This window comes from Pseudorhodoferax sp. Leaf265, from assembly GCF_001422365.1.
GTDB lineage: Bacteria > Pseudomonadota > Gammaproteobacteria > Burkholderiales > Burkholderiaceae_C > Pseudorhodoferax.
The window spans coordinates 756,797-768,274 of record NZ_LMMT01000001.1; the positions used below are offsets into that span (position 1 = coordinate 756,797).

Annotated in this window: 13 protein-coding genes and 1 other RNA gene; 7 read left to right on the forward strand and 7 right to left on the reverse strand. The window is 65.2% G+C overall.

Features of this window, described 5'->3' with window-relative positions:
- Positions 1 to 44: 44 nt before the first annotated feature.
- Together ASF45_RS03565 and ASF45_RS03570 are read left to right on the forward strand one after the other, a co-directional pair.
- Entirely contained in the window at positions 45 to 800 is a 756-nt protein-coding gene (locus ASF45_RS03565; RefSeq protein WP_056656922.1) for a response regulator, read from the forward strand.
- A gap of 98 nt (positions 801 to 898) precedes the next feature.
- Positions 899 to 2,572, forward strand: a complete 1,674-nt coding sequence (locus tag ASF45_RS03570; protein ID WP_156472813.1) for a phospholipase D family protein — start codon at positions 899 to 901, stop codon at positions 2,570 to 2,572.
- 978 nt (positions 2,573 to 3,550) lie between these two features.
- On the opposite strand, the gene ASF45_RS34980 is transcribed toward ASF45_RS03570, so the two are convergent.
- Positions 3,551 to 3,850 carry a hypothetical protein gene (locus ASF45_RS34980; protein WP_156472814.1) on the reverse strand — a complete coding sequence of 100 codons (300 nt, stop codon included), beginning with the start codon at positions 3,848 to 3,850 and terminating at the stop codon, positions 3,551 to 3,553.
- Positions 3,851 to 4,632: 782 nt separating this feature from the next.
- Here ASF45_RS34980 and ASF45_RS03580 point away from each other — a divergent pair.
- Positions 4,633 to 4,836: a hypothetical protein gene (locus ASF45_RS03580; protein WP_056656931.1), complete on the forward strand. Its 204-nt coding sequence runs from the start codon at positions 4,633 to 4,635 to the stop codon at positions 4,834 to 4,836.
- 253 nt (positions 4,837 to 5,089) lie between these two features.
- Here the strand turns inward: ASF45_RS03580 and ASF45_RS34985 are convergent, their stop codons facing one another.
- The gene (locus ASF45_RS34985) at positions 5,090 to 5,500 is read right to left on the reverse strand and encodes a hypothetical protein (protein WP_156472815.1); all 411 of its coding nucleotides are present in this window, start codon (positions 5,498 to 5,500) and stop codon (positions 5,090 to 5,092) included.
- A 554-nt stretch (positions 5,501 to 6,054) separates the two neighbouring features.
- On the opposite strand from ASF45_RS34985, the gene ASF45_RS34990 reads away from it, so the two are divergent.
- Positions 6,055 to 6,456, forward strand: a complete 402-nt coding sequence (locus ASF45_RS34990) for a hypothetical protein (RefSeq protein WP_156472816.1) — start codon at positions 6,055 to 6,057, stop codon at positions 6,454 to 6,456.
- Positions 6,457 to 6,468: 12 nt separating this feature from the next.
- On the opposite strand, the gene ASF45_RS34995 is transcribed toward ASF45_RS34990, so the two are convergent.
- Complete coding sequence (locus ASF45_RS34995) at positions 6,469 to 6,642, reverse strand: hypothetical protein (protein WP_156472817.1); 174 nt, start codon at positions 6,640 to 6,642, stop codon at positions 6,469 to 6,471.
- Between the two features lie 265 nt (positions 6,643 to 6,907).
- Between ASF45_RS34995 and ASF45_RS36230 the strand changes: the two genes are divergently transcribed.
- From ASF45_RS36230 to ASF45_RS03590, 3 genes are all read left to right on the forward strand, one after another.
- Entirely contained in the window at positions 6,908 to 7,408 is a 501-nt protein-coding gene (locus ASF45_RS36230; protein ID WP_082550779.1) for a DUF3606 domain-containing protein, read from the forward strand.
- A 128-nt stretch (positions 7,409 to 7,536) separates the two neighbouring features.
- The gene (locus ASF45_RS35945) at positions 7,537 to 7,689 is read left to right on the forward strand and encodes a hypothetical protein (protein WP_200932100.1); all 153 of its coding nucleotides are present in this window, start codon (positions 7,537 to 7,539) and stop codon (positions 7,687 to 7,689) included.
- A 338-nt stretch (positions 7,690 to 8,027) separates the two neighbouring features.
- Positions 8,028 to 8,399: a hypothetical protein gene (locus ASF45_RS03590; RefSeq protein WP_056656937.1), complete on the forward strand. Its 372-nt coding sequence runs from the start codon at positions 8,028 to 8,030 to the stop codon at positions 8,397 to 8,399.
- 449 nt (positions 8,400 to 8,848) lie between these two features.
- Here the strand turns inward: ASF45_RS03590 and ssrA are convergent.
- The 4 genes from ssrA to ompA all read right to left on the reverse strand — a co-directional run bounded on the left by ssrA (position 8,849) and on the right by ompA (position 11,392).
- Positions 8,849 to 9,235, reverse strand: a transfer-messenger RNA (tmRNA) gene (ssrA, locus tag ASF45_RS34040).
- Positions 9,236 to 9,242: 7 nt separating this feature from the next.
- Positions 9,243 to 9,938 (reverse strand): phosphoglycolate phosphatase, encoded by a 696-nt coding sequence (gene gph / locus ASF45_RS03595; protein ID WP_056656940.1) that lies wholly within the window; start codon positions 9,936 to 9,938, stop codon positions 9,243 to 9,245.
- On the reverse strand, positions 9,928 to 10,656 hold the full coding sequence (gene ubiG / locus ASF45_RS03600) for a bifunctional 2-polyprenyl-6-hydroxyphenol methylase/3-demethylubiquinol 3-O-methyltransferase UbiG (protein ID WP_056656944.1): 729 nt from the start codon (positions 10,654 to 10,656) through the stop codon (positions 9,928 to 9,930). The genes gph and ubiG overlap by 11 nt, the downstream gene beginning before the upstream one ends.
- A 94-nt stretch (positions 10,657 to 10,750) precedes the next feature.
- On the reverse strand, positions 10,751 to 11,392 hold the full coding sequence (ompA, locus tag ASF45_RS03605; protein WP_056656947.1) for an outer membrane protein OmpA: 642 nt from the start codon (positions 11,390 to 11,392) through the stop codon (positions 10,751 to 10,753).
- Between the last annotated feature and the right edge of the window lie 86 nt (positions 11,393 to 11,478).

The following is an 11,478-nucleotide window of genomic DNA, read 5'->3' on the forward strand; positions in this document are numbered from 1 at the left end:
ACACAAATGTCTACACTGCCGCGTCGCGACCACTCCGCTGCTCCATGCACAGCCTGTCCACGCACGCCGGCGCACCGACCCCAGCCCATGTGCTGGCCGTTGACGACGACCCGTCGGTGCGCGAGCTGATCAGCACCTACCTCGGCGACCACGACCTGCGCGTGACCGCCGTGGCGCGGGAGGCCGAGATGCGCGCCGTGCTGGAGCGCGAGGCGGTGCAGCTGGTGCTGCTGGACCTGCGCCTGAAGGGCGAGGACGGGCTGGCCATCGCGCGCGACCTGCGTGCCCACTCCAAGCTGCCCATCATCATCCTGACCGGGCGCACCGAAGAGGCCGACCGCGTCATGGGCCTGGAACTGGGCGCCGACGACTACCTGACCAAGCCCTTCTCGCCGCGCGAGCTGCTGGCGCGCATCCGCGCGTTGCTGCGGCGCACGCAGATGCACGCCACGCTGGCCGAGACCGTGGCCAGCGTGCGTGCCTACCGCTTCGAAGGCTGGACGCTGAGCCTGCGCCTGCGCCGGCTCAACGACCCGGCCGGCCGGCCCGTGGAGCTGCGCAACAGCGAATTCAACCTGCTGCTGGCCTTCCTCTCGGCGCCGCAGCGCGTGCTCACGCGTGAGCAGTTGCTGGACCTCTCGCGCCTGCACAACGCCGAGGTCTACGACCGCTCCATCGACGTGCAGGTCGGCCGGCTGCGGCGCAAGATCGAAGCCGACCCGCGCCGGCCGCGGCTGATCGTGACCGAGCGGCACGCGGGTTATCTGTTCGCGGCCGAGGTCCAGTCCTTGCGCGACTGAGCCCGGCTCCCCCTTTTGGCAGGGGTGGTGCCGGGCCTTCCACGGCATCCCTTGCCACGCGGCTCCGCCCACACTGGTGGCATCGCCGAGGAGCCGCCATGAAAGCCGTGATCTGCACCGAAGGGCGTACCCCTTCCTTGTTTCGCGAGGCGCCACCGGCTGGCGCGCTGGCGCACATCCGCGCGCTCGCCGGCGTCGGCGTGGAGCTGGCCGTGACAGGCATCGGACCGGTGCCGGCCATGCGCACCCTCGCACGTTGGCTGCTACCGCTGTTCGCATTGCTGGTGCAGGCCTGCACCAGCCTGGCGCCGCGCGCGCCGCTGCCCTACGAGGCCACGCTGCCGGACGCCCGGGACTCCCCACTGGGCCGGCTCGCCCAGCAGGTGCCGGCGGCCGGCCTGTCGGGCTTCCGGCTGCTGCCCGACGGCGCGTTCGCGCTCGACGCCCGGCTGGTGCTGGCACAGCGGGCCGAGCGCACGCTGGATCTGCAGTACTACCTGTTCCGTTGCGATGCCATCGGCCTGGCCGTGCTGCAGGCGCTGGCCCAGGCGGCCGAGCGCGGCGTGCGCGTGCGCCTGCTGGTGGACGACCTGCACGTGGACGACGACGACGCCCGCTTTGCCGCCTTTGCGGCCCATCCCAATGTGCAGGTGCGCCTGTTCAACCCGCTGCCCGCGCGCGGGGGCGGCGTGCTGTCGCGCCTCGTGCGCTCGCTGCCCGAGCTGCGCCGCATCAACCACCGCATGCACAACAAGCTGTTCATCGCCGACGACAGCCTGTCGGTCTCGGGCGGCCGCAACATCGGCCGCGAGTACTTCATGCAGGACGCGGACGCGAACTTCATCGACATGGACATCCTGGCGCTGGGGCCGGTGGTGCGGGAGCAGTCGGCCTCGTTCGACCGCTACTGGAACAGCGAGCACGCCTACCCGATCGGCGCGCTGGCCCGCACGGCTCCCGCAGCGCCGCTGCCGGCCGGCCCCGCGGCACTGCCGGACCCGGGACATGCCCAGGACGCGCTGGGCCGCGCCCGGCTCTCGCAGGAACTGGCCGCCGGCCCGCTGGACCTGATCTGGGCGCCGGGGCGCGTGGTCGCCGACCTGCCCGACAAGATCGCCCGGCCCGAGAGCGCGCAGCGCTTCGCCGACAGCGTCACCGAGCACACGCTGGACCTGGTCCGCGGCGCGCAGCGGCGCGTGCTGATCATCTGCCCCTACTTCATCCCCGGCAAGGTCGGGCTGGACATCATGCGCGACGCGCAGCGGCGCCAGGTGCGCACCACGCTGCTGACCAACGCCCTGGGTGCCACCGACGAGGCGCTCGTGCACTTCGCCTACGCGGGCTACCGCCGCGAGGTGCTGCGCCTGGGCGTGGAGGTCTACGAGCTGGGCCCGGACATCGCGCGGCGGCTCCGCAAGCTGGGCAACTTCGGACGCTCGCAAGGCCGTCTGCACGCCAAGATGGCCATCGTCGACGAGACACAGATGTTCATCGGCTCGATGAACATGGACGAGCGCTCGGCCAGCGTGAACACCGAGGTGGGCCTGCTGATCGACAGCCCGGCCCTGGTGCGGGACTTCCGCCGGCTCATGGACGGCGAGCACTTCCGCAGCGCCTACCGCCTGCGCCTGGGCGAGAACGACCGGCTGCAATGGATCGACCGCGACGACGATGGCCGCGAGGAGGTGCTGGATGCGGAGCCCGGCCTGCACCCCTGGCTGCGACTCAAGCGCTGGCTGTTGACGCCCATCGTGCCGGAGGATCTGCTGTGACCGGCCTGGGGCCGTCAAAGAAAAGGCGTCCACCGGATGCCGGTGGACGCCTTTCAGGAGGTTTGAATGAGCTGGGGGATTTGACCTCCCGTTCAGCCCAACAGCCATGCGGCCTCGCGGCGGTGCGTGCGAGACACGTGCGAATGCTCCGCGCTCGAGCTGAAGGCCGGGCCGGCCCGATCCAATGCACCTACAGGCCGCGCAGCCACGCAAGGCCGTAGACCGCCGACAGCGCGAAGATGCCCCACTCTTGGCCTTCCAGCTGGCCCAGAGCCAGAACGGCGTGCCGACTAGGCCACCGACGCCCCATGGGTGACGACGCTGCTGCGCTCCTGGGAGCACCAGCTGCCACGGCCACCAGCGGCTCGGACCGCAACAGCAGGCGGGTGATCAGGTCGGATTGCCCTTGGACGCATACCGCTTGTGATCGTTCGAGCCTGGCCTCGCGGGCGCGGTGTTGCTCGGCACATACGTCTGCCTCATCGCGCTGTTCACGTATGACCTTGCCACAACAGTCGTAGCCGGCGAGGGCGCCACTTCGGGGGTGCTTGCGATGCGGTCGTTCATGCGGGAAGCCTTTGCGATGTTTGTGTCCCAGAGTACACCAGTGCAGCGGCACGTTGACGTGGGATTCAGCATGCCGCTTTGGCAGGCAACCTGCTTGGCCTGTTGTCCTACGAAATAAAGATGTGCTCCCGCGGCGCAGCTGCCTACCGGACGAGCGTTCTGAGAAAAAGGCCCTGAGGCGTTTCCGCCACAGGGCCTGTTAGGCACCAGCCAGAGCCGGCGAGGAGACAACCATTGCCGTCTTGGTGCAACACGTGCACCACCATAACGTCCTGGAAGCGGTCCTGGACATTCTGGTGGCGCCGCGGATCTGGTCCGTGCACCAACGTGGCCAAATTCATGGGACGTGGCATCTGATGCACATCGCATGCCAGCCTTCGATGGGACGAGGTCATCCGCGCAGACAAAATGTCAACGCTCTTCAAAGCGCAATTCCGCATCAAGTGGCGCGTTCCTGCCGCGGTAGCAGGCCAGGAGCGCTGATTCGAGCGCGCCATCCAACGCCTCGGCGGCTACAAGCTCCGTGGGCGCAGGCTCATGCAACGGCGCGAGGCCGCTATATCCCCACGTTGCGCGCGCTTGATCGCCAGCGAACGCTTCTTCAGGAGTGACACCTGCCCGCGACAGGAACAGCAAGGCAGCAGCCAGGCCGCGCTCGGCCTCTTGCGGCGTCGCCCCAGGAGCATGGAACTGCAAACGCATGCCTTTCATGGCTCCGCCTGGCTGACAAGCTCGCTGATCTGAAACTGCGCGTGGCACTGCGGAATGCATTGAGAGCACCCGTCCACTTGGCCGAAAAACATGCGCGCGGCTCTCAGCGCCTCGTCGCAGTATTCATACAGTCCGAGCAGTCGGGTGAACTTCAGTGCGGGCCACCCTGGACACCCGTCAAGGTGAACGATGTGGCTGCCGTTTTCGTCCGCATCAAGGGAAACGCAGAACTGGTGCATCGCCGCAAACTTCCGTGCAAAAAAGGAAGTTTGCCGAGTCCTAAGCGATCAAAAGAATGCACCGGCGCCGGCAGTCGGCTGCCGCTGCCTTCGGTCAGCCGGATGTCAATTTCGCCGAATTAACCAGTAGTCCCACCAGCCCAAATGCCACTCGATGCGCAAAAGTGTGTCAGCGGGTTCGGTGAAGGGGTTGGCCTCCCAGAAAAGACCAAGCCTTGCGGCATGTGCCCCGCCATTTCGGGCAGCAATACATGCAGCGAGGGAGTGCATTGATTCAGCATAAGCGAGGTGGCTCCGACGCAGAAATTCCCGGTGATACCTGGGCAAAGACGCATCCGGATGGCCCTTGCACGCACGGTCCTACGCAGCGGGCTAGCGACTTCGCGCCCGGAGACGACTGTGGCGGAGACCGCGCTCTCCGTAGTCTGAGCCGCTGTCAAGATTGGCAGTTCTCGCAGTTACGAGCCAGGTCATCACTGGCCGACACGAATGTCGTGACATGGATCACTGCTCCGACAGGCGTCGCTGTTTACCCTTGGAGCCATGAAGCAGATCAGGATATCGAGCCATGTCGAGCGCCCGCCCGGCAAGGGGCAGCAGTTCGTCTGCGAATGGATGGAAGCGTCGTTGATGAACCGATGGCTTCTCAAGATCAGGCTGTCCGAGGCATTGAGCGCCCACGGCGAGGGCAGCCACTGGGTGGAGACTCGAGACAAAGAACAGACGCGGAAGTCCGTGGCCGCGTAGGACCGGCGAAGCAGCGTCAAAGGCTGGCCTGAGCGCGCTCCATCGTCTTTGCGGGGCAGCACCCCAGCCCCAAGGAGACGATCCTGCGAGCAGCGTGCGGCACATGGCCGGCGAACGCACCGCATACGGCTGCGGTGCGAGCATCGTGCCAGTGGGTTGGCCCCGTATTGCGGCCGGCGTCAGACTTCTGCGCGATGGACTAGGCTGGCCAGGCTGGAACGCCCAGAGATACTGACCAGCCTGGCTGCTCAAACTACTTGGCAGGCGCTGTGGACTTCATATCACCGACGCCACCCTTCTTGTCGGCCTTTTCGCCATTCGCTTCGGGCGAGGGTGTGGGAGCAGCCTTGCGGTTTCCGGTCGATGCGCGGCCCGTCGTATCAGCCGACCCGGTCGCCGGCTTGCGTTCCGCCGGCACGCGGGCCTTCTCGCCCGTCGTTTCCGTTGTGGGGGCAGGTGCCATGCCGCCGGACGGGGCTGCACCGCTCTTGCCCGAAGCGCTGCTTCCGGCCATGTCGGGCCGCGGGCCTGCAGGTGCAGTGCCCTTTTCTCCATTGGCTTGAGCCGACGGAGCAGGCGTGCCTGTCGTGTTGCTCTGCGCGAATGCAGCCATGCTTGCGGCTTGTGCGATCACGATGCCCGTTGCCAAAAGAAGCTTCTTCATTTCATGTCCTTCAAAGGTGATCCGCTGCGCCGAGTAGCGCTGCCTGGAACACCTTCAGGCTAAGAAGCTGGCTGGGGCGAAGCGGTAGGACAGAAGGCAGTTGGAACGCAAGCGGCCGATCATCTTGCACGTCCACCCATCAAGGTCGCTCGCATCGGGCTAACAAGGCGACGGCCGGATGGAACACACCCGGCCGTCTGACCATGGCATGCCCGTTTCTTAGGAGATGCATGCCCTAGCTGAAGAAATTATCTGGATTCGTTCAGCGATGCATATCCCATGATCACGGGATGTTCGCGATTCGTTCGAGGTAATGCTTCCTACAGAGTCTCGCGAGCTGGGATGACGCGCAGAAGCTGTGTTCTGAAAAAACTTGCGTGTCGTGTCAGCAAGCATTCGAACACTTCTCATGAACTGCAACATCTCAAACAGAGCCTGGGTTCTCGACCACGCCATCAGGGCCGCACAAAGCCGGTCCACCACCCAACGAAGAAGCAACGTGCAGCGGTGAACCAGTGCACGCAGATCTAGTACGCGATCTCACACTCCGCAAGTTGCCCGCCCTCTTCGACGACCCTTCCACCATCGAGAAGATCCGCGAACTGCATATGGCTGGTTCGGTCGTTGCCACACTGCCGGAACTCGGCGAATCCCCGCAATGTGCTGCCGTAATGGCTGTTGCTCCCACGGTGCGCGCCGCAGAGGAGGCCAAGAGCCTGACCCGGGCACACTTCGTTGGCGGCCCCAAGCACGGCGAACACCTGGACCTGCAGGAACTGGCACCCGTCATTGGTTTTCCGCCGCGCCTGGCAGGTCGTGGCCGTGTGCTCTATCACTTGAAGCGCGGCAGGCACTTCGGCAAGTCCTGGGTGATGTACGTCTTCGAAGGGACACCGGACCGAATGCTCCAACTGGCTGCCGAGCGACTGGATCGAGACGGCATTCGTAGCAACTAGGGCAAGGCAGGCTCACCAGATCCCGGGCAACAGCTGGAGCATCAGCTGCGCGCCGGCCTCGGGCGGGATCAGCATGACCTGCCAGCCGCACACGTAGGCAGTGACGCCCCATGCAGCAGCGGTCAGCAGCACCAGGCCCACCATGGGCACCACGCGCAGGCGGCGGCGAAAGCGGCACATCCTCATGACAACGGCGCCGGGCCAGTTTCGAAGGCCCGCGGCTCGCCCTTGCGCTCACTGCGGATCAGCTCGATGCCGCGCGCGAGCAACGCATCGCACAGCGCCAGCCACTCGCGCTGCGGGACCTCCCCTTTGCCGCTGTCGTTCAGGAATCCTCTGATGAACGCCTTGTTCCCGCCGGGCGCCTGAACCTGGGCGACGCTGGCGAAGTCGCTGCGGGCTTCGAAGATGGCTAGCCCTACTTGGGGGGACTGCGTATGTGGCTGTAAAGATGCAGGGCCTGATCCAGTCGGGTCGCGGTTGCATCGTCAAGTCGGAGCCTTTGAAGTTAGGCTTTGCTGAGTCGGCCCGGATTCGATCTGAAGCATCCCGAGGGAATCGAACCCTGCTCTGCGCGGCTTGGAAGGCCGGCGACGCGCCCGCGAGCTGGAATGCGGAAAGCGGCGTTGACTTACAAATCCAACTGGCAGATGTGACAGGCGTGACACGGAAAGAGCGACTGCGTGCCAAGTACGCTGCGCACCACCTTTACAGGGAGACTGACGGAACACACATGGCCAAGATCACACTCGAGAAGCACTACGAGGTGCGGCACTGGATGCGCACGCTTGCTTGCAGCGAACTTGAACTCCGAGAAGCGATCAAGGCCGTTGGCCCGGAGGATGTTGACGTTCGCCGCCACCTTCAAAGCAATGCCTCGCCTACCTCCCGCTGGAACTCCTTGGCCGAACGCGCGAAACGCGGTAGCTCGACTGGTTTCGGAGATCTTTAGCTCCTGGCGAGAGCGCACGGCGACCAGCCTGTTTCAGGGTTCTGTCCTGCGCGTTCATGGCAGGCTTCCCCACGCATGGGAACTCCAATGCGCGCGGAAATGGAGGTCACCATCACAGAAAGCCTTCCATGCTCGAAACCAAGCCCGAAAACGGCGCAGTGCCCACCTCGTCAAGCCGCAACCGATACGCCAACAAGCGCATGTTGATCATCTGCGGCGCCATCGCGGTGGTGATCGTCCTTGTCGTTGTCCTCAGAGTGCTAAGCACCGTGCAAGCGTAGGCCCCAAGACCTGGCAATGCGACGCGCGCTGGAAACGAAAAGGCCCGCCGATCTTGCGAATGGAGAATTGGGAATAAGGTGACGCTACGAGCTCACATGGAGCAGTGTTCTTGCAACTGTGTCGGGCCAGGACTTCGGCGGCGCTAACCCGCCGAACCCGTAGCGTCGACACGAATTGTGAGGTCACAGCAGCCGTCAACATCGTAGGACGCGGCCGTCATTCCACCCGACGTATGAAAGGCGCCCAGAAACGCGAAAGCCCTCCGCGTGGGAGGGCTCGCTGAACGCATTGCAGAGCTCACTTCTGCTGATTGGGCGACTGCTGCTGTCCGTGCTGGGTGCCGGGGCGGTTCACGCTGAGCGACGAGCTGATCGACTTCAATGCCTTCGAGCGGATCGCCCTGGACCAGTTGCTGAAGCAGAGCAGCAAGGCCAGCGACTACGAGGTCGACCCGTACACGGCCGACGAGCGCGCCGCCCTGATCGCCGCGGCTCGGCCAGACGAGGCGCCAATGCTGCGCCTCCGGTTCGGCACCGGCCTGCGCCCCGGCAAGTTGATGGCGCTGCGCTGGATGAAGATCGACTGGACGATCCGCAAAGCGCGGATCGACCTCAACTTGGTGGCCGGCGCGGAGAAGGGCTCGAAGACGGCAACTGGCCTGCGCGACATCGACCTGAGCGAGGGCGTGCTAGCCGCGCTGATCGCGTAGAAGCCGCGCCCGCACGAAGCTGGCCAGCACGTCTTCAGCAACCCGCGCACTGGGTCGGCGTGGACCACAGACGCGCAGGTCCGCAAGACACTGCGGGTGCCGCTGCACGAGCGGGCGCGAGGGTGCGCTACCGCAACCCCTACCAGGCGCGGCCGACCCGGGCCTCAAGCGTGTTGACGGCCGGCACCAACCCCTGGTACGTCGCGGCGCAGCTCGGGCACGTGAACGTACAGCTGTTCTTCAGCACCTATCGGAAGTTCATCTCGGAGGACTACAAGGCACCTAGGGCGTCGGCTCTCCGGGTGGTCGGGGGCAGCGATGCGTGAGCCCCTTGACGGGACCCGCGCACGTGCGAATCGACGTGCGAAACGAAAGCCAATCGGGGCCGGTCAAGGCCCATTTCTGGTGATCCGTGCCAACGGGCTTTCATTGGCAAGGATCGTCTTGAATGGTGGAGCTGGGGGGATTTGAACCCCCGTCCGCAAGCCATCTTCGCGCAGATCTACATGTTTAGCGGTCTGTTTTAGGTCTCGCCTCCTGTGCCGCGCAGCCGCACGCTACACAGGACGCCAGTACCCTATTGTCTCGCCCCTGACCAAGGTACCCGGTCCGGAGCCAGCCGATGAAATTATCTTTACAGCCGGGAGCGCTCAACTTGCGTCAAGAACCCCTTGCCCAGCCCATCGGCCTGCTGTTGTAAAGCTCACTGGCAATTAAGCAGCGAGTGCGAAACGTTCGTCGTTTGCAGTTAGTTTGTTTGAATCTGTTTAACGAGCGCATTCAGCTCGACATGCACCACAGCGATTCCGAACCCACGTCGAAACCAATGCAGCCCCAGAACGTCTATTTTAGGCTACTTGGCGCCATTGCAAGACCGGGCGCAAGATCCAGCACGGACAACAGGTCCAAAGGCGCCTCGATAGCTGCGTCTGCGCCCCACTCCGCGGTGTCGACCTGGCCCAGGTAGCCGTAGCAGGCCGCCACAGTCAGCATGCCGGCCGCGCGGCCCGCCACGATGTCGCGCGCATCGTCGCCCACATACATGCAGCTTGCCGGGTCGACCCCGAGCACACGGGCAGCTTCCAGCAGGGGCTCTGGGTGCGGCTTGGTGTAGGCCGTGGTGTCGCCGCTCACGAGCACGCCGCTGCTGGCGAACAGCGCCATGCCGGCAGTCAGCGGTCGCGAGAAGCGCGAGGGCTTGTTCGTGACGACACCCCAGCGCAGGCCGCGCGTGTGCAGTTCTTCGACCAGGGCAGCGACGCCGTCGAAAGGCCGCGTGAGTTCGGTCAGCCGGCGTTCGTAGTTCCGGAAGAACTCCTCGCGCAAGACTGGAAAGTTCGGATGGTCCGGCGCCATACCGTAAGCCACGCCCAGCATGCCGCGCGCTCCGGCTCCTGCCATCGCGCGGTAGGCCGCCAGGCCCAGGGCGGGCAGGCCGCGGTCGGTGCGCAACTGGTCCGCCGCAGCGCCCAGATCGCCCGCGCTGTCGACCAGCGTACCGTCCAGATCGAACAGCACGGCCTTCAGTTCACGCGCCATCGAGCGCCTCCAGCGGCCGGCGCGTGGCCAGCATGTAGTTCACGCTGGTGTCGCTGCTGAGCCAGTAGCGCCGCGTGATCGGGTTGTATTCGAGGCCGCTGCTGTGCTGCAGTTCCAGGCCGGCATCGCGGCAGTGGCGCCCCAACTCGCTGGGCCGGATCATCTTGTCGTAGTGGTGCGTGCCGCGCGGCAACAGGTTCAGCAGGTACTCCGCACCCAGGATCGCGAACAGGAAGGACTTGGCGTTGCGGTTCAGCGTGGAGAAGAACACCCAGCCGCCGGGCTTGACCAGTTGCGCGCAGGCCCGCACCACGGACGCAGGATTGGGCACATGCTCTAGCATCTCCATGCAGGTGACGACGTCAAAGCTTGCGGGCTGTTCGGCTGCCAGTTCCTCGGCGGCCACCTCGCGGTAGCGGATGTTGGGCGTGCCGGCTTCGAGCGCGTGCAGTTGCGCCACCTTCAGGGCCCTGGTGGACAGGTCGACGCCCAGCACGTTGGCGCCGCGGCGCGCCATGCTGTCGGCCAGGATGCCGCCGCCGCAGCCGATGTCGACCACCTGGCGGCCGGCCAGGGCGGCGGACTCCAGGATCCAGTTCAGCCGCAGGGGGTTGATCTGGTGCAGGGGGCGGAACTCGCTTTCGGGGTCCCACCAGCGGTGCGCGAGTTCGGAGAACTTGGCGAGTTCGGCCGGGTCGGCGTTCAAAGCAGCATTCATCGGTTTCCTCTGCACAAAGAAAAAAGCCCGCGGATACGACTCGCGGGCTTTGATGCCTGCAGGCCCCAGGCCTGCAGGTGTTCTCTGACGAGAATCAGTTGGCGCGGGTGCCAACCACTTCGATTTCCACGCGACGGTTTTTGGCGCGGCCTTCGGCGGTCTTGTTGTCGGCGACGGGTTGCTTCTCGCCCTTGCCTTCGGTGTAGACGCGGTTGCGTTCGATGCCCTTGGACACCAGATACGCCTTCACGGCTTCCGAGCGACGGACCGACAGACGCTGGTTGTAGGCATCGGTACCCACGGAGTCGGTGTGACCCACGGCGATGATGACTTCCAGGTTGATGCCCTTGATCTTGCCGACCAGGTCGTCCAGCTTGGCGCGGCCTTCGGGCTTCAGCACGGACTTGTCGAAGTCGAAGAAGGCGTCGGCAGCGTAGGTCACCTTGGTGGCTGCGGGCGGCTGGGGAGCCACGACGGCGGGTGCCGGGGCGGGTGCCGGGGAGGCAGCAGGTGCCGGAGCCGGGGCGGCAGCAGCCTGGGCAACGATGGCGCCATCGCAACCCTTGGCAGCGGTTGCGGGCGTCCAGTTGGCGTTGCGCCAGCACAGGGCTTGGTCAGCGGTCTTCCACACCAGCGCGCCATCGGCGGTACGCCAGTTGTCGACCGATTGGGCACCTGCGGCGGTAGCGAGCGCTGCGGAGGCCAACAACATCGCCACTTTATTCAATTTCTTCATGGTTCTCCTCTGGGGGAAAAAGGCGCAGCAGCGCTGCGAAACCGGAACGCCTTCAGTGACCACCACTGAGCACGTACGCATTGATT